20 protein-coding genes and 3 pseudogenes are annotated in these 18,947 nt (G+C 71.6%); 7 read left to right on the top strand and 16 right to left on the bottom strand.

All coding sequences use genetic code 11. From position 1 onward, the window contains the following. Nucleotides 1–114: 114 nt before the first annotated feature. The gene (locus ACWGDE_RS11170) at nucleotides 115–321 is read right to left on the bottom strand and encodes a hypothetical protein (RefSeq protein ID WP_453388695.1); all 207 of its coding nucleotides are present in this window, start codon (nucleotides 319–321) and stop codon (nucleotides 115–117) included. A gap of 686 nt (nucleotides 322–1,007) precedes the next feature. Here ACWGDE_RS11170 and ACWGDE_RS11165 point away from each other — a divergent pair. Then, nucleotides 1,008–1,535 (top strand): annotated as a pseudogene (locus tag ACWGDE_RS11165) (IS3 family transposase); the annotation flags it as partial. A 431-nt stretch (nucleotides 1,536–1,966) separates the two neighbouring features. Here ACWGDE_RS11165 and ACWGDE_RS11160 read toward each other — a convergent pair. From ACWGDE_RS11160 to ACWGDE_RS11145, 4 genes and pseudogenes are all read right to left on the bottom strand, one after another. After that, the gene (locus tag ACWGDE_RS11160) at nucleotides 1,967–2,437 is read right to left on the bottom strand and encodes a hypothetical protein (RefSeq protein WP_453388708.1); all 471 of its coding nucleotides are present in this window, start codon (nucleotides 2,435–2,437) and stop codon (nucleotides 1,967–1,969) included. Between the two features lie 289 nt (nucleotides 2,438–2,726). Beyond that, complete coding sequence (locus ACWGDE_RS11155; protein ID WP_453388694.1) at nucleotides 2,727–3,194, bottom strand: DUF6879 family protein; 468 nt, start codon at nucleotides 3,192–3,194, stop codon at nucleotides 2,727–2,729. Beyond that, nucleotides 3,184–3,372, bottom strand: a pseudogene (locus ACWGDE_RS11150) (hypothetical protein); the annotation flags it as partial. The gene ACWGDE_RS11155 and the pseudogene ACWGDE_RS11150, both read right to left, overlap by 11 nt. 110 nt (nucleotides 3,373–3,482) lie before the next feature. Continuing rightward, entirely contained in the window at nucleotides 3,483–4,553 is a 1,071-nt protein-coding gene (locus ACWGDE_RS11145) for an ATP-dependent DNA ligase (protein WP_453388693.1), read from the bottom strand. Nucleotides 4,554–4,628: 75 nt separating this feature from the next. On the opposite strand from ACWGDE_RS11145, the gene ligD reads away from it, so the two are divergent. The 4 genes from ligD (at nucleotide 4,629) to ACWGDE_RS11125 (ending at nucleotide 9,648) form a co-directional block, all read left to right on the top strand. Then, nucleotides 4,629–5,648 (top strand): non-homologous end-joining DNA ligase, encoded by a 1,020-nt coding sequence (ligD, locus tag ACWGDE_RS11140; protein WP_453388692.1) that lies wholly within the window; start codon nucleotides 4,629–4,631, stop codon nucleotides 5,646–5,648. A 199-nt stretch (nucleotides 5,649–5,847) separates the two neighbouring features. Beyond that, on the top strand, nucleotides 5,848–7,203 hold the full coding sequence (locus tag ACWGDE_RS11135) for a hypothetical protein (protein ID WP_453388691.1): 1,356 nt from the start codon (nucleotides 5,848–5,850) through the stop codon (nucleotides 7,201–7,203). Between the two features lie 55 nt (nucleotides 7,204–7,258). Then, complete coding sequence (locus ACWGDE_RS11130) at nucleotides 7,259–8,239, top strand: alpha/beta fold hydrolase (RefSeq protein ID WP_453388690.1); 981 nt, start codon at nucleotides 7,259–7,261, stop codon at nucleotides 8,237–8,239. Then, nucleotides 8,236–9,648 (top strand): DHA2 family efflux MFS transporter permease subunit, encoded by a 1,413-nt coding sequence (locus ACWGDE_RS11125; RefSeq protein ID WP_453388689.1) that lies wholly within the window; start codon nucleotides 8,236–8,238, stop codon nucleotides 9,646–9,648. The genes ACWGDE_RS11130 and ACWGDE_RS11125 overlap by 4 nt, the downstream gene beginning before the upstream one ends. Here ACWGDE_RS11125 and ACWGDE_RS11120 read toward each other — a convergent pair. Next, nucleotides 9,645–10,352 carry a TetR/AcrR family transcriptional regulator gene (locus tag ACWGDE_RS11120; protein ID WP_453388688.1) on the bottom strand — a complete coding sequence of 236 codons (708 nt, stop codon included), beginning with the start codon at nucleotides 10,350–10,352 and terminating at the stop codon, nucleotides 9,645–9,647. The genes ACWGDE_RS11125 and ACWGDE_RS11120 overlap by 4 nt on opposite strands. Nucleotides 10,353–10,473: 121 nt before the next feature. Here ACWGDE_RS11120 and ACWGDE_RS11115 point away from each other — a divergent pair, with 121 nt between their 5' ends. Then, nucleotides 10,474–10,731: a WhiB family transcriptional regulator gene (locus ACWGDE_RS11115; RefSeq protein ID WP_453388687.1), complete on the top strand. Its 258-nt coding sequence runs from the start codon at nucleotides 10,474–10,476 to the stop codon at nucleotides 10,729–10,731. Nucleotides 10,732–10,778: 47 nt separating this feature from the next. Here ACWGDE_RS11115 and ACWGDE_RS11110 read toward each other — a convergent pair whose 3' ends face one another. From ACWGDE_RS11110 to ACWGDE_RS11085, 6 genes are all read right to left on the bottom strand, one after another. Next, complete coding sequence (locus tag ACWGDE_RS11110; RefSeq protein WP_453388686.1) at nucleotides 10,779–11,396, bottom strand: hypothetical protein; 618 nt, start codon at nucleotides 11,394–11,396, stop codon at nucleotides 10,779–10,781. Continuing rightward, nucleotides 11,396–12,523: a hypothetical protein gene (locus tag ACWGDE_RS11105; protein ID WP_453388685.1), complete on the bottom strand. Its 1,128-nt coding sequence runs from the start codon at nucleotides 12,521–12,523 to the stop codon at nucleotides 11,396–11,398. The genes ACWGDE_RS11110 and ACWGDE_RS11105 overlap by 1 nt, the downstream gene beginning before the upstream one ends. Beyond that, nucleotides 12,516–12,818: a hypothetical protein gene (locus tag ACWGDE_RS11100; RefSeq protein ID WP_453388684.1), complete on the bottom strand. Its 303-nt coding sequence runs from the start codon at nucleotides 12,816–12,818 to the stop codon at nucleotides 12,516–12,518. The genes ACWGDE_RS11105 and ACWGDE_RS11100 overlap by 8 nt, the downstream gene beginning before the upstream one ends. Nucleotides 12,819–12,890: 72 nt before the next feature. After that, nucleotides 12,891–13,862, bottom strand: a complete 972-nt coding sequence (locus ACWGDE_RS11095) for an acyl-ACP desaturase (protein WP_453388683.1) — start codon at nucleotides 13,860–13,862, stop codon at nucleotides 12,891–12,893. Nucleotides 13,863–14,028: 166 nt separating this feature from the next. Further along, a complete protein-coding gene (locus ACWGDE_RS11090) occupies nucleotides 14,029–14,268 on the bottom strand; it encodes a hypothetical protein (protein ID WP_453388682.1) in 240 nt (79 codons plus the stop codon). Between the two features lie 58 nt (nucleotides 14,269–14,326). Continuing rightward, the gene (locus tag ACWGDE_RS11085) at nucleotides 14,327–15,178 is read right to left on the bottom strand and encodes a helix-turn-helix domain-containing protein (protein ID WP_453388681.1); all 852 of its coding nucleotides are present in this window, start codon (nucleotides 15,176–15,178) and stop codon (nucleotides 14,327–14,329) included. 199 nt (nucleotides 15,179–15,377) lie between these two features. On the opposite strand from ACWGDE_RS11085, the gene ACWGDE_RS11080 reads away from it, so the two are divergent. Further along, a complete protein-coding gene (locus tag ACWGDE_RS11080; protein WP_453388680.1) occupies nucleotides 15,378–15,845 on the top strand; it encodes an ATP-binding protein in 468 nt (155 codons plus the stop codon). Between the two features lie 13 nt (nucleotides 15,846–15,858). Here the strand turns inward: ACWGDE_RS11080 and ACWGDE_RS11075 are convergent, their stop codons facing one another. The 4 genes and pseudogenes from ACWGDE_RS11075 to ACWGDE_RS11060 all read right to left on the bottom strand — a co-directional run. Beyond that, entirely contained in the window at nucleotides 15,859–17,490 is a 1,632-nt protein-coding gene (locus ACWGDE_RS11075; protein WP_453388679.1) for an ABC-F family ATP-binding cassette domain-containing protein, read from the bottom strand. A 229-nt stretch (nucleotides 17,491–17,719) separates the two neighbouring features. Beyond that, nucleotides 17,720–18,136: an SsgA family sporulation/cell division regulator gene (locus ACWGDE_RS11070; protein ID WP_453388678.1), complete on the bottom strand. Its 417-nt coding sequence runs from the start codon at nucleotides 18,134–18,136 to the stop codon at nucleotides 17,720–17,722. A gap of 167 nt (nucleotides 18,137–18,303) precedes the next feature. Then, a complete protein-coding gene (locus ACWGDE_RS11065) occupies nucleotides 18,304–18,747 on the bottom strand; it encodes a (4Fe-4S)-binding protein (protein ID WP_453388677.1) in 444 nt (147 codons plus the stop codon). 71 nt (nucleotides 18,748–18,818) lie between these two features. After that, a pseudogene (locus tag ACWGDE_RS11060) lies at nucleotides 18,819–18,947 on the bottom strand (PAS domain-containing protein); the annotation flags it as partial.

The raw sequence follows: 18,947 nt of genomic DNA, 5'->3' as shown, positions 1-18,947 counted from the left end.
GCCGCAGGACCAAAGTCCCACCGCGGGGCTTCCGCCCCGCCCTCGACAACGGCAAGCGCGTCATCAAGGGCGAGCAGGCCTGCGGCCGCCTCGTCCGCTTCTTCGAGCCAGCGCTCAGTACTGGCGGGGCTTCCGCATCTGCCACATGCTCTTGTATGCGCGCATGATCGCGGGCCGGTCGGCGGGCTTCGCGCCCCGCATGGCGACGCGGAACATGTAGAGCCTCGCCAGGATCAGCAGGGCGAAGAGCAGCACGATTCCGATCACGGCGGGCGTCGTGGGGTTGTTGAGGATCAGCTCAAACGCGGTGGTGGGGTTCACATCGTCCTCTCAGCGGTATATGGCGTGCGTCCTCGATGGGCGACACCCCCGCTAGGGGAGAGCCGACCTCAACGAAGACAGGTGTGTTCCCTGTCAAACACGGCGCCCGCTAGGCCGTGCCCCCTTGAACGTGGTCGTTCGTGGAGTATGCGTTGAGATCGGGGAAATGAACTCCGAAACTCAGGTGCTGCGGTACTGCACGGCGGGCCTCTCGTCTCTGCGCGTTGCCGGGACTGAGAGCTGCACTCACTGCCTGCCTCATCCGAAAACAGCCGGCTCAGAAGGGGTACAGAGCATCAACCACGGTCAACGACCCGATTGGGATCCGTACTTCGCAGGCATCGCTGAGGTGGTGTCAGCCCGAGGGGGCTGCGTCCGGCCCCGCATCGGGGCCGTCCTCGTCAGGCCGGACAAGCGTGTAGCCGCCACCGGCTACAACGGGGCGCCAGTCGGGGCGATCGCTCGATTGGCCAGGTCGCCGGGGATTTCGAGCTGACCGAGACAGCGGTGCGGAGCTGCGTGAAGCAGGTCGACGCCGGCGAACGGGACGGCCTGACCAGCAGTGAACGTGACGAACTGGCGCACTGCGGCGGGAGAAACGCGACACCCTGGCCCCCGGGCCATGCGGGACACCGAGCTGACCGAGCAGATCACAGCCGTCCACCAGCGGTCCCGCGGCACCTACGGTGCCCCGCGCGTCCACGCCGCCCCTGCAGCGCGAAGGCACCGGATGCGGCCTCCGCCGGATCGCACGGCTAATGCGGCAGGCCGGACTCACCGGCCGCACCCGAAGGCGCCGGCACCGCACCACTATCCCCGACCCGCACGCTGCCACCCGCCCTGACCTGGTCCTTCGCAACTTCCAGCCCGACCCGGCAGCCCTCGACACCCGGTGGTGCGGGGACGTCTCCTGCATCGCCACCGAGGAAGGCTGGCTCTACCTCGCCGCCGTCATCGACATCGCCTCCCGCCGCGTTGTCGGCTGGGCGACGGCCGACCACCTGCGAACCGAGCTCGTCGCCGACGCCCTCACCGCGGCCTGCCGCACCCGCCGCCCGGCCAGGTCGGTGATCTTTCACTCCGACCGCGGCCGCCAATACACCAGCCGTGAACTCGCCGCCCTTGCAGGAGAGTTCAGTGTTCGCCTGTCGGTCGGACGTACTGGCCAGTGTGGGGGCTACGCCCTCGCAGAATCGTTCTTCTCCACCCTCAAGAACGACTGGGCGACAGCCGCCCCTGGCCCAGCCGGGCTGCCGCACGCACCGCGATATTCGAGTGGATCGAGAGCTGGTACAACTTGCGCCGGCTCCACAGCAGCCTCGGCTACCGGGGCCCCGCCGAATACGAGACCGCCCTCGCGGCCTGACCAACACACCAACCGTGTCCGTCAAAGCGGATCAAGCCCACCTGAGAGGGCGTCACTTCCGACGGTCAGACGGAAAGGCGTACGCGGCCTCACGCGAACCGTCCCCTCGCAATCGAACGTCGAGGTTTTCGGACCGGGCCTCGTCGGCCGTATCAGGCGTCGAACTGCTCGCGTACGGCGAGCAGGGCGTCCTCCAGGGCCGTGTTTCCGGGCCCTGGACGGGCAGAAAGGGAAAGGAGGGCCGGACAGGCCGGCCCTCCCATTCGAGTTGTGCGGCGATCAGCAGAAAGCGGCCTGGTTGCCGCCTCGCAGGCTGGCCGAGTCGGCACCCCAGCTGCTGCTGCCGATCGAGGCGTACGCGAAGACGCGGATGCACTTGTTCCCCGTGTACACGACGACAGGCCCGGCGTACTCACCGAAGTTGCCAGAGTTCTCGGAGTACGCACCCGAAGCGAGGTCGGGCGTGCAGTACTTCGCGGGGTTGGTCTCGGTGCAGCGCTGGATGGAGACGTTCATCGGGTGCTTCGTCCCGTAGCTCGTAAGCAGGACGGCACAGTTCTTCTGGGTCGAGCTGTTCCAGTAGACCTCAACCTTGTGATAGGTGCCCATCTGCTGATAGGCGACCAGGCTTCCGCTGCACAGGGAAGAGCCCGAGGCCATCGCAGCGGCCTGGGCCGGCGCCGCGGGCGACAGGATGAGCAGGCCGACGGAGACCGCCAGGGTCGTGAGGATCGCACGCAACTTGTTCATGTTTCCCCCATGGGTGTGTTGGTGTCGCCAGAGACCCTATGGGGGAGATCGGAAAGATGTCATGGCCACGAAGCGATTGTGATCTTTAGCATGGCGCCATGGGCGTCAATTGGCCATAGATGCACATTCATTGAGCCACTTGACCCACGTCCGCCGGATGCCACTTCTCGGTTCTGGCGCAGATCTTGGGGGGTGGTCGCGGAGTGTTGCCCCGATCTTCGATTGCGAAGAGACGGGTTCGCGTGAGGCCGCGTACACCCTGTCGTCCGACACTCGAAATGACGGTCCCTCAGATGCCTGCGGGGGGCAGCCGGATGCCTCCCGCAGTGCCCGTAGCGCGGCCCCGAGGTCCCCCCCCGGCGTCGTCGTACCGCATGACGGCCGTGTCCTTGGAGTCGAAGAGCCAGAAGTCCGGGGCGGCTTCCAGAGGGTTCGGTGCGTCCGTCACGTCGAGGATGAAGAACTCCTCGCCGCCGGTCATGTTCGTCCGGTAGCCCCAGCCCAGTTCGAAGCGGAGGTACTCCGTGAGGGGCCGCTTGAGGACGTGCACGCGGTACACCCGCTTACCCTCGTGGGCGAGGCCCCGGAGTTCTTCGATCCATCCGGCGTTGTAGCCCTCCGGCTGCTCCTGACCAGCCTGGAAGGCTCGGTAGGCATCGACGTTCCCCGAGTCGCTGTAGTCGTCGAAGGTCTCCAGGCGGAACGCCTCGTGCTGGAACCGCTCGAAGAGTTCGGCGAGGGTGCTGGATGAGGCCATCGGCAATGGCCTTCTTGATCAGCTCGACGGGGATCTCGACGAGGGTTTCGTGATCGGGAATCTCGAGTCCGTGGTCGGTGGGCGTCTCACCCTGGACGAGGAACGTGCCCCTGTCGGTCGCGTAGATCGTCGGGCAGTCCTTGAGGTCACAGGTGCTGATCAGCTTGGTCACCTTCATGGCTTCCGGTTCCCCTCTCCCGCGCGGTGGAAGTGCCGCGTTCGATGCTCCCGAGCCAGAGTCACCAGGGTCAAGGGATCACGGTTGAGAGAACGGGAAACCGGGCGTGTCTACGTGTCCTTCAAGCCGAGGACTTCGTCCAGGTCGTAGCTCGCCACCTCCTCCAGCTGGGCGTACGTACAGCTCTCCGGTGCCCGGTCGGGCCGCATGCGACGGAACTGCGCGGTGTGCCGGAACCGGTCGCCCTCCATGTGGTCGTACGCGACTTCGCAGACCCACTCGGGGCGCAGGGGCACCCAGGAGAGGTCCTTCTTCCCCGTCCAGCGGCTCTGCGCGCCGGGGAGCCGGGCGCTCTCGTGGGCGGCCTCCTCGGCCCAGGCGGCCCACGGGTGGCCCTCCGGGTCGGGCATCCGGAGGAGTTCGAGTTCCTCCACCAGTTCGGCCCGGCGCTTCATCGGGAAGGCGGCGCAGACGCCCACGTGCTGGAGGGTGCCGGCGGCGTCGTACAGCCCCAGGAGCAGCGATCCGACAATCGGACCGCTCTTGTGGAAACGGAAACCCGCGATGACGACGTCGGCCGTACGCTCGTGCTTGATCTTGAACATGAGGCGGGCGTCCGGCCGGTAGGGGAGATCGAGGGGTTTGGCGACGACCCCGTCGAGTCCGGCGCCCTCGAACCGCTCGAACCACTCCTGCGCGAGCGCGGGGTCGGTGGTCGCGGGCGCGAGGTGGACGGGGGGCCGGGCAGTGGACAGGACACGGGTCAGCGCGGAGCGGCGTTCGGAGAGCGGCCGTTCCAGGAGGGACTCGTCGCCGAGCGCGAGCAGATCGAAGGCGACGAAGCCGGCCGGGGTCGTCTCGGCGAGCATCTTCACGCGGGAGGCAGCGGGGTGGATCCGCTCGCTGAGCCGGTCGAAGTCCAGACGCGCGCCATGGATGAGGACGATCTCGCCGTCGACCACACAGCGCTCCGGCAGATTGGCCTTGAGCGCGGTCACCAGCTCGGGGAAGTACCTGGTCAGGCTCTTGCCCGTACGGCTGCCGATCTCGATCTCGGCCCCGTCGCGGTGGACGATCGCGCGGAAGCCGTCCCACTTGGCCTCGTACTGCATGCCCGGCGGGATCTTCGAGACGGACTTGGCGAGCATCGGCTTCACAGGTGGCATCACCGGCAGATCCATGTCTCCGATTCTGCGGTGGTACGCCCGGACGTGCTCGGTGTGCGGGCCCGGCCGGGCCCGCCTACCGTGGCGCACATGGGTGCTGCGGGCAAGGCGATCGAGCTGGAGGCGGGCGGCCGGACGGTCAGGCTGTCCAGCCCCGACAAGGTGTACTTCCCGGAACGCGGCCTCACCAAGGGGGACGTGGCCGCCTACTACCTGGCCGTCGCGGACGGGATCACCCGGGCCCTGCGCAACCGTCCCACCACCCTGGAGCGGTTCCCGGACGGGGTGGAGGGCGAGTCCTTCTTCCAGAAACGGGCCCCGAAGAACCTGCCCGACTGGATTCCCACCGCCCACATCGCCTTCCCGAGCGGCCGTACCGCCGACGAGATCTGCCCGACCGAGCCGGCCGCCGTCCTGTGGGCCGCCAATCTGGGCTGCCTCACCTTCCACCCCTGGCCGGTGCGCCGGGACGACACCGACCGCCCCGACGAACTGCGCATCGACCTGGACCCGCAGCCGGGCACCGACTACCACCACGCGGTCGTGGTCGCCCACGAACTGCGCGAGCTGCTGGAGGATCTGGGCCTGCGCGGCTGGCCCAAGACCTCGGGCGGGCGCGGACTGCACGTGTTCGTGCCGATCGCACCCCGCTGGACCTTCACGGAGGTCCGCAGGTGCGCCATCGCCATCGGCCGGGACCTGGAGCGACGCATGCCGGGGAAGGTCACCACCGCCTGGTGGAAGGAGGAGCGCGGCGAGCGGATCTTCGTCGACTACAACCAGACGGCGCGCGACCGCACGATCGCCTCGGCCTACTCCATCCGGCCGCGCCCGCACGCCCCGGTCTCCGCACCGCTGCGCTGGGACGAGCTGGACTCGGCGGAGCCGCGCGACTTCGACATCGTGACGATGCCGGCGCGCTTCGCGGAACTGGGCGATCTGCACGCGGACATGGACGAGCACGCCTTCGCCCTGGACGCCGCCCTGGAGCTGGCGGACCGCCACGAGCACGACCACGGCCTCGGCGACATGCCGTACCCCCCGGACTACCCGAAGATGCCGGGGGAGCCGAAGCGGGTCCAGCCGAGCCGCGCCAAGCACGAGGACTAGGCCGTCTCTTCCGGATCTTGCCGGGCCCGCGACGCGCGCCGCCCGGTACCGCGCCGCGCCGCGCCGCGTTGTCGGGGCGCCCGGGGATGCCCGTACGGCGTGCGTCGCCGGAAATGGCCGGGGGCGCCGGCGCCGGCCGTGGCATGATCGGCCGCATGACCGAATCCCGCGTACGGAAGGGCGGCCACCGCCCCGCACCGTGAAGTGGCTGGACGAGGCGGTCGCCTCTGGCGACGCCAACACGCCCGCCCACCCCTCGCGCATCGCCCTGCTGAACGCCGTGCGAGCCGACCGCTCCTCGCCCGAGGCCGTCCGCCTGCTCGGGCTCGCCCGCTCGGCCGACTCCGCCGTCCGCGTCGAGGCCTTCGACCTCCTCCTGAGCCTGGCTCATGGGGGCGGGCCCTGGCCCGAGGCGGCCGATGCCGCACTGCTCCGGCTCGGCGACCCCCACGAGCCGGTACGACTCCTGGCCGCGCAGCTCCTCGTACGGGCCGGCCGAGGCGACCTCGCCCTCGCCGTGCTGGGCCACCTCACCGACCCGGCGGTGCGCACCGTCATCGCCGACTGCCTCCGCGACGACGTGGCCCACCTGCGCGACGACCCCCTCGCGTCCGTACGCTTCCTCGCCCACCTGGCGACGCTGAGGACGGCTGCTCCCGAGTGCCGTCCGGAGCTCGACGCGGCACTGCTCGCCGACGCCCGGGAAGCGGCGATCCATCTCGCGGACGCGGGTGAGCGGTGGGGGCGAGTGCTGTCCGCGCCGGACCGAGAGCGGCACGCGTACGAAACGGCGGCCCGGCTCCTGACCGCCCCCGCGACCCGGGACATCGGGGCCCAACTCGCCCGCGCGGCCTGTCACGCCTGGCGGGCGGCGCCGGTCGAGCTGCTGCCCCTGCTCGTGCGCCACCGCGGCCGCGAGATCAGCCCGGCCGTGGCCGACGCCCTCACCACGGCGTCGATCTCGGAGCGGGCGATGCGCGAACACGGCGGTCTGCTGGCGGAGATCGGGTTCCCCCCGTACCCGAGGGCCCGCGCGCCGAGGCACGCCGGCACCCGGTCGTACGACGCGGGGTCCGCCGCCGAGCTCCTGGCGGCCAAGCCCGTGGGGATCGGCCGGCTCCGCGACGCCCCGGAGGTCTTCGGCGCCCTGCTGGACGAGGGGCCGCTGACCTTCCGGCAGGCCGCGCAGCTGTACAACCTGACCTTCGCCCGGCCGGGCCGCATGCAGGCGCTGTGCGCCCCGCTCTGGCTCCGGCACGCGGGACCGCCGGCCCTGCCCCGGATCCTCGGCCTCATGACCCCGTACCTCGACGACTACGCGATCGGGGAGCACTACCTCGATGGGCTCGCCCGAATGGGCCCCGAGGCCCTGCCCGCGCTGCCGTCCGTGACGGCGCTGATCGAACGCCGCACGCGCATCCCCGTCAACGACTCCACCCCGGACGGTGAGATGCGGCTGGACGAGGGGCTCCTGCGGGCCGCCCGCCGCACCCGGGGCGCGATCCTCTCTCAAAAGAACACGAACGATCGTGCTAATATCTCTTCATCATCCTGACTTCGCCATTCATCTGGCCACTCTGAGGAGATCCGGAGAACCGGGCATGCATCCCATGGCTTCACTCCTGAGCACGACCCTCAACATCACCGCCCGGGTCGCCCCGGGCCCCGTCGGGCGGGTGGCGTTCGCGCTGTTCGTGCGGCCGCTCGGGCGGCCCAAGGTGCGGGCGGGGGAAGCGGAGGTCATGGCCGGGGCCGTGACCGGCCGGCTCGTCGTGGACGGGATACCCGTCACCACCTACCGCTGGGGCGACGGCGGCCGGCCCGTCCTGATCGTGCACGGCTGGACATCGCGTGCCTCGCGGTTCGCCGGCTTCGTCGAGGCGCTGCGCGCCCAGGGGCGGACGGTCGTCTCCTTCGACGCCCCCGGCCACGGCGAGTCCGGCGGCCGGGCCACCACGATCCTGCGGCAGCGCGAGATCATCCGCCGGCTGCACGCGCAGTACGGGGACTTCTCCGGCGTCCTGGCCCACTCGTTCGGCGTCGTGTCCACCTTCTTCGCCCTGCGGGACGGCATCCGGGCCGACCGGATCGTCGGCATCGGCGCCATCGCCGACTTCGACTTCCTCGCCGAGCGGTTCCGCGCCAACGCGGGGGTGAACCAAGCGGTCGAGGACGCCCTGCGGCGCCATGTCCAGCGCCGGCTCTTCCCGGACGAGCCCGATGTCTGGCCGCGCTTCGACGTCTGCCACCACCCCGAGGAGGTCCCCGCGGACATCCTGCTCGTCCACGACGCCGACGATGACACCTCGGCCCCCTCCCAGTCCCGCGGCATCGCCGCGGCCTACGGGGAGCGGGCCCGCCTGATCGAGACCAGCGGGCTCGGCCACCGCCGGATCCTCGGAGACCCCGAAATCATCGCGACCGCGGGCGAGTTCCTCGCGGGGGCGGGGGCGGGGGCCCGCGCCGACGCCGGGGCCGAAGCCGTCGCCGACGCCGGGGCCGAAGCCGTCGCCGACGCCCGGGCCGGGAGCCGTGCCCGGGCCGGTGCCCCCGCCGCGGCGCCCGCCGGGGTTTCGGCGGCCGGGCGATGACCGCCACCCGGTCCGAAGCCGGCTCCGTCCCCGCCCCGGCCGCCGCCGTGCCGGCGCCCGGGGCCGGGCAGGTGCTCGGGCTCGCCAGTGCCGTCACCTTCCTCGCCTTCCTCGACGCCACCGTCGTCAACGTCGCCTTCCCCGACCTGCGCCGGGCCTTCCCCGAGGTGTCGCCGGCCCGGCTGACCTGGGTGGTCAGCGCCTACGCCGTACTGTTCGCCGCCCTGCTCACCGCGGCCGGCCGGCTCGCGGACACCCTGGGCCGGCGCACCCTCTTCCTCGGCTCGGCCTTCGCCTTCACCCTCACCTCGCTCGCCGCCAGCGCGGCCCCCACCGCCGGTCTGCTGATCGTGGCCCGCGCGCTCCAGGGGGCCGCCGCCGCGGGGATGATCCCGGCCGCGCTGGGCCTCGTACTCGCCCACACCCCGCCCGCCCGGCGGGCCGCGGCCCTCGGCGCATGGTCGGCGGCGGGCGGTCTGGCCGCCGCCATCGGCCCGAGCGTCGGCGGGCTGCTCGTCGAGTGGTGGGACTGGCGTGCGATCTTCCTCGTCAACGTCCCCCTCGGCCTCGCGGTCTGCTTCGCCGCCGCCCGCGTGATCCCCCGGGAGCCGCGCACCGGCCGCCGGCTCCCCGACCCCGTCGGTACGGTCGCCCTCGCGGCCGGCATCGGAGCCGTGGTGGCCGGGCTCTCCCAGGGCTCGGAATGGGGCTGGACCGACCCGAAGGTGCTGGTCCTCGTCATCTGCGGCGCCCTGTCCGGGGTCCTGGCGCTGCACCGCTCGCGCAGTCATCCCGCCCCGGCCGTCGACCGGGACCTGTGGCGCGACCGGCTCTTCGCCCGGGCCAACATCGGAGCCCTGCTCTTCGGCGGAGCCATGTACGCGTGGCTGCTGACCGGGCCGTCCTACCTCATCGACCGCTGGAACTACTCGGTCCTGCAAGCCGGGTTCGGCGTCACACCGGGCGCGGTACTCGCCATGGCCGGCGCGCTCGTCGTCGGCCGCAGGGTCCCCGCCCGGCTCCAATGGGCGGCCGTCACCGTGGGATCGCTGCTCTTCGCGGCCAACGCCCTGCTGCTGTGGGGCTGGGCCGGGGACTCGACCTCGTACGCCCAGATCTTCCTGCCGGCCGGGCTGCTCGGCGGTCTCGGCATCGGAGTCGTGGTGACGGCGCTCTCCACCGTGGCTTCGGCCGGCCTGCCGCCGCAGCGCTTCGCGGCGGGCACCGGACTGCTCATGACGGCCCGGCAGTTGGGCGGCGCACTCGGTGTCGCCGCCACGGCCGCCCTGCTCACCGGGGCCGGGACCGGCACGGGGGACCACTGGCGCGGGGTCTTCCTGCTCACCGCACTCACCGCGCTGGGCTCGGCGGTCGCGGGCTGCACGATGCGGCCCGGCGGCCGGGCCTAGCCCGGCAGTCTGACGGCCGGGGCGTCCGCCGACGAGAACGCGGCGGCCTCGAAATCGACGGCGGGCGGCCGCTCCGGGAGTTCCTCCGGGGCGGCCGTCGCCGCGCGCAGCCGGGCCAGGATGCCCCGGGCGGCCCGCTCGTAGTCCACGGTGTTCCCGTGCAGCACGGACTGCGCGTTGGCCAGCTCCATCATCGCGATGATCTCGAAGGCGAGCTGCTCCACGTCCGCCCGGTCGGCCGGCTCGCGGAACCCGCCCGCCAGCCGGGCCTCGTCCAGCAGCCGCTCCAGATAGCGCGTCCACTCGCCGCGGATCCTTGCGACCTCGTCGTGGACGGGCCCGGGGCGCGAGTCGAACTCGGCGGCGACGGAGTAGAAGAAGCAGCCGCCGGGGAAGACCCGGCGCCCGGAGTAGCCGAGCCAGCTCTCGCACAGCCGCCACACCTTGGCGAGGCCGGCCGGCTCGTCGCGCACGGGCCGCACGACCTCGTCGACGAAGACGGTCCGGGCGGCCTGCACGGTGGCGAGCTGCAGCTCCTCCTTGGAGCCGAAGAGGGCGAACACGCCGCTCTTGCTCAGCCCGAGGTCCGTGGCGATCTTCCCCAGGGACAGGCCTTCGAGGCCGTCCACCGAGGCGATGCCCATCGTCCGTTCCAGGACCGTCCGCCGCGTCTGGTTGCCGCGCTCCACGCGTCCGTCTGCCATGCCCCCATCGTACCGAACTCATCGAACGTACGGTCGTTCACTCTGTCGGGCGGGCAGGAATCGAGCGGTTGTTGATCAGGCGTTGATCGGACGTCCATCGCCGCCCGAGAGGCTCTGGGGCATGTCGATGAACACCACCGCTACCGCCACCGCCACCGGGACCGCCGCCTGGTACGAGCTCGCCCTCTGCGCCCAGACGGGCCCGGGCTTCTTCTTCCCGGAGCCCGGCTCCTCGTTGCGCGACGCGAAGCGGCTGTGCGGTGCCTGCGAGGGCCGGAAGGCCTGCCTGGAGTACGCCCTGGCGAACGACGAGCGCTTCGGTGTCTGGGGCGGGATGTCGGAAGCCGAGCGGCAGGCCCTGCGCAACCGCCGCCCCTGACCCCTGCCCACCGACCCTGCCCCCGCACCGGCCACGGACGGCGGGAGTCACAGCAGCTCCAGCACGCGCGAGGTCCCGGCCGCGCCCGGCGGACGGGGGCCCGGGCTCGGATCCTGGAAGGCGATCGTGTGGGTGACCGCCTCCAGGATCGTCGTGTACGCCTCGGCGTGACCGGTCGCCGCACTGGTCAGGTCGAGGACGAGGACGTGCCGCCCCTCCGGATGCACCGTGACGGCCCGGGCCTGGAACAGACCCCGCTCGACCCCGGGTACGGAGATCACCCCGGCGACGAGCGCGCACGGAAGCTCCGAGGCCAGGTCGACGAACCGCCGCGTCGAGCCGCTCCACAGGGCGGAGCCGGCGACGGCCAGGGCCGCGCGGGCCACGCTCACCCGGGGGTTCGGGTGCCCGGCCCGCAGGACGGCCAGCGAGAACAACGAGGCCGACAGGCCCTCGGGTTCGTCGGGGTGCAGGCCGATCGAGGTGTGGACCACGTGGTGCCCGGCGAGCGCGTCGAGGCCGTCCATCAGCCGTGCGAGCTGCCGTCCGGCCTCCGGGACGCCCAGGGCTTCGGCGACCTCGTTCAGCGCGGCCCGGTCGGCCCGGCCGATGTCGTGGAACCCCGGGGGGAGCCGGAACCAGACGGGGGGAAGGGCGCCGGTCATCACCGCACCACCGACCAGAAGCGGGCCGACCTCGCGACGGTGGAGGGCGCGTCGTCCAGGACGGCGCGGGTGCCGTCCACCGCCGTGGCACCCTTCTCGGCCGTCTCGTCGTCGGTGACGTAGCCGACCGCGGCCGTCACCGCTCCCGTCGCCGCCACGGCCACGCCCACCTGCTCGCGGGCCTCCGGCGTCGAGGACCGCAGTGCCCAGGCGGTGAGGGGGCTCTCCACCTTCCGCAGTTCGTCCGCCGTGCTCCACGTGGTGCGGGCGAAGGCGCCCGCACCCGGGGAGAGGCCCGCGAGGCCGCTCGCCTCGGGTACGGCCATGGCCGCGCGGGCCGCGAGGGTGCCGGCCTTCGCGCCCGAGGCGACGGCGGCCACGCCCGGGACGGAGCCCAGGCCGTCGCCGAGCAGGGTCACGCCGTTCTTCCAGAAGGCGGCGTCGAACTTGCCCCGGGTGAAGCCGTCCGCCAGCGGTTTGCGGAACTTGGGGTCGGCGAGGTGCGTGGTCAGGGCCGCCAGTGACAGCCCGCCCGCGACCAGCATGACCGCCATGCCGGCCGGCGGGCAGAAGACGGCGAGTCCCGCGCCGACGGCCCCCAGGACCGCGGCCGCGTTCGAGAGCGCGTCCCCCGGATCGTCGGTGATCTTGTTCCAGAGGGATTCCAGCATCCCCGGCTCCTTCGGCGCCAGCCGCTGCGCCGTCGAGCTCAGGGTGCCTGCCACCCTGCGGGCCGCCGCCGAGTGCTCCGAGGCCAGCTCGCGGGCGAGGCGGCGTACGTCGGCCAGGGCTTCATCGGTGGTGGCCGCGGCGGCCCGGGCCTCGTAGTCGGAGGCGAGGGTCCGGTGGGCGACCAGGGTGTCGTGCCAGCCGGTCAGCCCGCGGGCGGCCTCGGCCAGCGAGGTGTGGGCCGCGTGCAGGAGGCGGGGCAGCTCCCGCGACAGCGAGGCGCGGAAGGCGGTCGCGGCCTCGCCCTGCCAGGCCGGGCTGTGGGCGACCAGGGCGTCGATGACGCGGGCGGTCTCCGCGAGGGAGTTCGCCGAGGAGCCGAGCCTCTTGCCCAGGGCCAGGGCGGTCGCCGGATCGCCGGGGGCCGGGTCGAAGCCGAGGGCGGGGGAGTCAGCCACGGGGGTGCGCCGCCTGCCGGAAGGCCGCGCGGATGGCCTCGTCGAGCTCCGCGTACTCGGCCGCGCTGCGGCGCACGCCCTCGCGCACCGTCTTGATCCGCCCGGCGAGCTCCTTGGTGCCGTGGCCCCATCTTTCCTGGAAGCCGTCGCACGCCGCGTCGAGGTCCGCCGTGCCCAGCTGGTCGGCCCGTACGTGGTCCAGCTCGCGCCGGGCCTCCCGCAGGGCGGCCAGGGAGGTGTCCAGGGCGTGGGTGAGGCGGGTCAGCTGGTCGATCTCGACCTCGAGCGACGTCATGACGCGAAACCCTGGCAGAGCGGGGCTCTGCCAGGGCAATCGTCGTCACCCGCCCGAGGGAGCGGAAACCGGTCAGGCCTTGCGGGCCGCGATGCGCGCCGCGCGGGCGGCCAGGCGCTCGTCGAACTTGCGGGCCTCGGAGTCCAGGCCGTTCATGAAGAGCCCGAGCTCCTCCTGGGCCTGCCGGCCCTCGGGGCCGAGACCGTCGATCTCCATGATCTTCAGGAAGCGGATCACGGGGCTCAGCACGTCGTCGTGGTGGATCCGCAGGTTGTAGACCCCGCCGATCGCCATCTGCGCGGCCATCCGCTCGAAGCCGGGCATGCCGTGTCCGGGCATCCGGAAGTTGACCACGACGTCCCGTACGGCCTGCATGGTGAGGTCCGGGGCGATCTCGAAGGCCGCGCCCAGCAGGTTGCGGTAGAAGATCATGTGCAGGTTCTCGTCCTGCGCGATGCGGGCCAGCATGCGGTCGCAGACCGGGTCACCGGACTGGTGGCCGGTGTTGCGGTGCGAGATGCGGGTCGCGAGCTCCTGGAAGGCCACGTACGCCACGGAGTGCAGCATCGAGTGGCGGTTGTCGGACTCGAAGCCCTCCGACATGTGCTGCATCCGGAATGCTTCCAGCTTGTCCGGGTCCACGGCGCGCGAGGCCAGCAGGTAGTCGCGCATCACGATGCCGTGGCGGCCCTCCTCGGCGGTCCAGCGGTGCACCCAGGTGCCCCAGGCGCCGTTGCGGCCGAAAAGCGTCGCGATCTCGTGGTGGTAGCTGGGGAGGTTGTCCTCGGTCAGCAGGTTCACGACGAGCGCGATCTTGCCGATCTCGGTGACCTTCGACTGCTGCGGGTCCCAGGCCTCGCCGTCCTCGAAGAAGCCGGGGAAGTTGCGGCCGTCGCTCCACGGGACGTACTCGTGGGGCATCCAGTCCTTGGTGACCTTCAGATGGCGGTTGAGTTCCTGCTCGACCACCTCTTCCAGCGCGAACAGCAGCTTGGCGTCGGTCCACGCCTCCGAGCTGCCGAGGTGGGGAGAGGTGATCGTCACGGGTACTCCTGAGTGCAAAGCGAATTACCTACGGTTCCGTAGCCTACGGAGTCGTAGGTTAAGCGCGACATCAAGACCAGCCAAGCCCCACCCGGGCATCTGTCCGGTTACATCCGGTTATCTATGCAGTTTGAAGGGGGTCCGGCGCGGTATCGGAGCGATAAAGTCACGCCAGCAGGTGGTCCGCGGCTCCCGCCTTGACGGCTGAGATCAGCGCGCGGAGGGCGTCGATCGAGTCGGTCACGTACGTGGTCGACCCCGTGGTCCCGATGTACGCCATCCCCTCGGTGTCGCGCCCGAAGCGGAAACAGTTCGCGCCCTCGCTGCAGAAGGCCTCGTCCCAGGCGATGTCCGTGGCCGCCTGCGCGGCGGCGATCGTGGTGGCGGGTGCGGTCGTGGTGCCCATGTCGTTCTCTCGTCTCCTCATCGGATCCGGTCAGGTGGTCGGTCGGCCGGCCGGCGGGTCAGAGGCTCCGCGCGATGGCGTGGACGAAATCGCGGGACTCGGTGGCCGGCAGCGCCAGTGAGCGCAGCCGCTCCAGCAGCCCGCGGTAGCGGAGCAGCTTCATCTGCGAATCCAGCAACATCGAGCCGTGCGAACTGTCCAGCTGGACGGTGTCCAGTTCGGCGATCGTGGCGGCGGCGTACGTGAAGGACTGGCCGGCGCCGGGGAAGCCGCCGGCGGTGAACGGAATCACGCGCACCGTCGTACGGGCCCGCTCGGACTGCTCCAGTACGTGCTCGAGCTGCGCCCGCGCCACCTTGGGCCCGCCGAACTGCATCCGCAGCGCCGCCTCGTGGACGACCGCCTCGTACAGCGGGGGCGCCTCGCGCGCGAACACCTGCTGGCGGTGCATCCGCAGGGCGAGGCGCGCCTGCAGGTCGGGTTCGGGCAGCGGCGGATCGGCGGTGTCGAACACGGCCCGCGCGTGCGCCTCGGTCTGCAGCAGTCCCGGTATGTGCGTGGTCACCGCGGTGTGCAACTCGATGGAGTGGTGCTCCAGTTCGCAGATGTCCAGGAGCGCGGGCGGCAGCATCCCCCGGTGCTGCTCCCACCATCCCTTGTCCCGTTCCTGCGCCATGGAGGCGAGCAGGTCCACGAGCCCCGTGTCCGGGCAGTCGTAGTTGAAGGCCAGGGTGCGGACACGCTCGGCGCTGATGCCGATCCGGCCGGATTCGATGTTGGGGATCCGGGTGCGGTCCACCCCCAGGAGGGCCGCGGCCTGCTGGACCGTCATACCCGACTGCTCGCGGAGTTTGCGCAGCTCGGAGCCCAGGCGCTGCTGTCGCGCGGTCGGCGTACTCCTCGGTGGCACGGGTCCCCTCTCCTCCGGCCGGGGGCGGGCGGCATGCCCCCACGAGTCCGGAAATGACATGAGAAAGCGTCAAGTCGTCGTACAAGTAGTAGCACTGTGCACCGCCTTGCGCTACGGTCGGTAATGCAAGTCTCACACGGGGCGACCTCGACGTCTTGTATGACCACACGTCACGCATTCAGAACCTTGGAGCAGCACGATGACGGGCACTCTCCGTGGCCTGCGATCGGTCCACGAGTTGCGGCAGGCCCCGGCCGGGGCGGATCAGCTGAGCTACTCCATAGGCCTGCCGGGCGGCGCCTACTGCGCGGGCAGCGCGCGGGGCGCCGTACGGTCACTCCTCACCCGGCACGGGCTGTCCGACCTGTGCGACACCGCGGCCCTCGCCGCCTCCGAACTCGTGGCCTGCGCCTATCGGTTCACGCCCGACAAGGAGATGATGCTCAAAGTCCGCTGGCAGTTCGACGCGTTGCGCATCGTCGTCTACGACCAGCACCCCGCGCACTCCTCGCCCGAGGCGAGCGAGGAGTGCCGGAGCCGGCGCAGCCGCGGGATGTGGCTGCTCTCCGCGGTCGTCGAGGCGTGCGGCGGGGACTGGGGTCTCACCCCCGTCCTCACCCCCATGGGCGGTACGAAGTCCTGGGCCTTACTCCCGCTGCCGCGCTAGCCCGGACCTCCGCTCACAGGGACTCCAGGACCTCCTCGGCCGTGGTCGGGCGCAGTTCGCCGTCGAGCAGAAGCCACCGCGTGACGGCGATCGACCGCAGGAACGGCACGTCGTGGCTGGCCACCACGAGCGCCCCCTCGTACGAGGCGAGCGCCTCCGTCAACTGGCCCACGCTCGCCAGGTCCAGGTTGTTCGTCGGCTCGTCCAGCATGAGCAGCTGGGGAGCCGGCTCCGCCAGCAGCAGGGCCGCCAGCGCCGCCCGGAACCGCTCGCCGCCCGACAGGGTGCCGGCCGGCCGGTCCGCCCGCGCGCCCCGGAACAGGAAGTGCGCGAGGCGTGCCCGGATCAGGTTGTCCGTGGCGTGCGGCGCGAACCGTGCCACGTTCTCCACCACCGAGCGGTCGTCGTCCAGTACGTCGAGGCGCTGCGGCAGGAACCGCGTCGGCACGTGCGTCACCGACTCGCCCGACTCCGCCGCCAGTTCCCCGGCGAGCGTCCTGAGCAGCGTGGTCTTGCCCGAGCCGTTGCGGCCCACCAGGGCGATCCGCTCCGGACCGCGCAGCTCCCACTCGCCCGGCACCGAGCCCCCGTGGACCAGCCGCAGCCCGCTCGACGTGAGCACGCGGCGGCCGGGCGGCACCTGGGTGGCGGGGAGCTTGATCCGGATCTCGGCGTCGTCCCGTACCGCCAGGGCCGCCTGGTCGAGGCGTTCCTTGGCCTGCGCCAGCTTCTGCGCGTGCATGACGCGGTCCTTGCCGGCCGACTCCTGGGCCGCGCGCTTGCGGGCGCCCATGACGATCTTCGGCTCGCGCTTGGTGTCGTTCATCTTCTGGCCGTACCGCTTGCGCCGGGCCAACTTGAGCTGTGAATCGGACAGTTCGCGCTTCTGGCGCTGTACGTCGGCCTGCGCGACCCGGACCATCCGCTCGGCCGCCTCCTGCTCGGCCGCGACCAGCGCCTCGTAGTCGGTGAAGTTGCCCCCGTACCAGCGCACTTCGCCGTCGCGCAGATCGGCGATCTGGTCGACCCGCTCCAGCAGCTCCCGGTCGTGGCTGACCAGGAGCATCACCCCGGGCCAGGATTCCACCGCCGCGTACAGCCGGCGGCGGGCCCGCAGGTCGAGGTTGTTGGTCGGTTCGTCCAGCAGCAGGACGTCCGGCCGGGCCAGCAGCAGGGCGGCCAGCCGGAGCAGCACGCATTCTCCGCCGGACAGTTCGCCGACGGTGCGGTCCAGTCCGATCCGGGCCAGACCGAGCTGGTCGAGCGTGGCCAGGGCCCGCTCCTCCACGTCCCAGTCGTCGCCGACGGCCGCGAAGTTGGCCTCGGTGGCCTCGCCCGCCTCGATGGCGAGCAGGGCGGCCCGGGCGACGTGGACGCCGAGGGCCTCGTCCACCCGCAGGCCGGTGTCGAAGGTGACGGACTGCGGGAGGTGGCCGATCGTGCCGGCGACGGTCAACTCTCCGCCCGAAGGCGTCAGTTCACCGGTGATGAGCTTCAGGAGCGTGGACTTCCCGCAGCCGTTGACGCCGATCAGGCCGGTACGGCCGGGGCCTAGGGACAGCTGGAAACCGTCGAAGACGGGGGTTCCGTCGGGCCAGTCGAAGGACAGGTCGCAGCAGGTGACGAAAGAAGGAGCAGGACTCATGGAGGCCTCCAGGTTGCGTGAATGGTGCGTGCAACGTGGTGAGACAGCGGACCGGACCGTCGGCGGCCACCGTGGGGACGGTGACGACAGTGGTGAAGGCGACGGTGATCGGTGTCTCGGACCTCAGTAGTCCAATGTCCTGCTCCGTTTCGACGACGGTGGGGCGTCTTCGAAGCTACGGACGGCCGGAGCCGCCCGCAAGCGAATTAGGGAGCGGTGTCCGGGCGGCTCAGCAGGAGTCGCGCATCAGCGCGGCCAGGCTCTGGTCCATGTCGAGGTACAGGTGCTCCAGGCCCGGCGGCACGACGGTCGAGGCTCGTTCCAGGAAGCGGTGCAGTTCGGCCGTCAGCATGAGCACGATGGCGACGCCCTCGGGGGCGTGGAACTCGACGGTGGTCCGGTCGGCGTCGTACGGGCGCACGCGGACGTCCCCGCAGCCGGCCGGCCGGTCCAGCCCGGCTTCCAGCAGCTCGCGCGAGAAGGTCCACGAGACCTCGACGCCCTCCAGGGTGGCGGGCGCGGGGAAGGCCATGCGGACGGCGAAGGGATCCGACCGGTCGTAGCAGAACGTGACCGGGATGGTGTCGACCTTCGGCGCGGTGGCAACCAGTCGGGCCTGCACGGCCTGCTCGATGACAGTGATCAAGGCTCGCTCCCTTGCGGCGGATCGCTTGTCGGGCCATGGGGTGGGGCCCGGCAACGGGATAGACGCCGGATTCGGGGAAGCGGTGCACACGGGGTGGAGTGAGTTGTGTCACCGAGTGGCCGGAACCCGCCCGTGTGATCGCACAGGGTGACGGAGGGGCGGGGACATCAGGCCTGTCCGCAGGGTCCGGAGTGGTCGCAGTACGGCTGGTTCCCGCTCACTCCACAGGCGCAAAGCATGACCCGGGTCTCCCGGCGCACTGCTCCGTCCGGGGTGGCCACGCTCAGGTCCCCGCGCAGCACGAGCTGACCGGCGGGCGACCGTACGACGCTGGTCGGCCGGTCGGGCTCCTCGGCCGGGCCGTCGGCGAGCAGGTACTGCAGGGCGCCGGAGGGACAGCGGCGGATCACCTCGGCGACCCGCTCGGGATCGTCCCCGTCGGGCTGCACCCACGGCTGCTGGGCCAGGTCGAACACGGTGGGCAGCCCGCGCACGCACTCGGCGGCGTGCAGACACCGCCGGATCTCGTAGGTGACGGTGACCTGCTCGCCGGGGTAGGCCTTGGGGGCGGGGGTGGCGGCGGGCGCGGGCCCGCGTTCGCTGGAGGGCATGGTTCAACCCTAGGAACCGCGAAGCGCCGGCGCGCGGCGACGGCGACAGCGGGGGAGGCAGCGGTGCGCCCGGAGGCGGGGCGGCCCAGCAGCCTGCAGAGGGCGTCGTTCGTGCGCAGCAGCCGGCCGTGCTGGTCCCCGCCCATCTCGGCGATGGCCATGCCGCTGGGGGCGTACTCGAAGGCCTGCCGGAACGACTC

The sequence above is a fragment of the Streptomyces sp. NPDC054956 genome (assembly GCF_053609185.1).
This window is presented reverse-complemented; position numbering and strand designations above follow the sequence as displayed.

Excerpts from the sequence above, each read along its gene's own strand:
- ACWGDE_RS11100 (WP_453388684.1), bottom strand. The coding sequence starts at position 12,818 with ATGACGTCGCTCGAGGTCGAGATCGACCAGCTGACCCGCCTCACCCAC.
- ACWGDE_RS11155 (WP_453388694.1), bottom strand. The coding sequence starts at position 3,194 with ATGGCCTCATCCAGCACCCTCGCCGAACTCTTCGAGCGGTTCCAGCAC.
- ACWGDE_RS11145 (WP_453388693.1), bottom strand. The coding sequence starts at position 4,553 with ATGGATCTGCCGGTGATGCCACCTGTGAAGCCGATGCTCGCCAAGTCC.
- ACWGDE_RS11075 (WP_453388679.1), bottom strand. The coding sequence starts at position 17,490 with ATGAGTCCTGCTCCTTCTTTCGTCACCTGCTGCGACCTGTCCTTCGAC.
- ACWGDE_RS11160 (WP_453388708.1), bottom strand. The coding sequence starts at position 2,437 with ATGAACAAGTTGCGTGCGATCCTCACGACCCTGGCGGTCTCCGTCGGC.
- ACWGDE_RS11130 (WP_453388690.1), top strand. The coding sequence starts at position 7,259 with ATGGCTTCACTCCTGAGCACGACCCTCAACATCACCGCCCGGGTCGCC.
- ACWGDE_RS11125 (WP_453388689.1), top strand. The coding sequence starts at position 8,236 with ATGACCGCCACCCGGTCCGAAGCCGGCTCCGTCCCCGCCCCGGCCGCC.
- ACWGDE_RS11080 (WP_453388680.1), top strand. The coding sequence starts at position 15,378 with ATGACGGGCACTCTCCGTGGCCTGCGATCGGTCCACGAGTTGCGGCAG.
- ACWGDE_RS11090 (WP_453388682.1), bottom strand. The coding sequence starts at position 14,268 with ATGGGCACCACGACCGCACCCGCCACCACGATCGCCGCCGCGCAGGCG.
- ACWGDE_RS11065 (WP_453388677.1), bottom strand. The coding sequence starts at position 18,747 with ATGCCCTCCAGCGAACGCGGGCCCGCGCCCGCCGCCACCCCCGCCCCC.
- ligD (WP_453388692.1), top strand. The coding sequence starts at position 4,629 with ATGGGTGCTGCGGGCAAGGCGATCGAGCTGGAGGCGGGCGGCCGGACG.
- ACWGDE_RS11110 (WP_453388686.1), bottom strand. The coding sequence starts at position 11,396 with ATGACCGGCGCCCTTCCCCCCGTCTGGTTCCGGCTCCCCCCGGGGTTC.
- ACWGDE_RS11120 (WP_453388688.1), bottom strand. The coding sequence starts at position 10,352 with ATGGCAGACGGACGCGTGGAGCGCGGCAACCAGACGCGGCGGACGGTC.
- ACWGDE_RS11115 (WP_453388687.1), top strand. The coding sequence starts at position 10,474 with ATGTCGATGAACACCACCGCTACCGCCACCGCCACCGGGACCGCCGCC.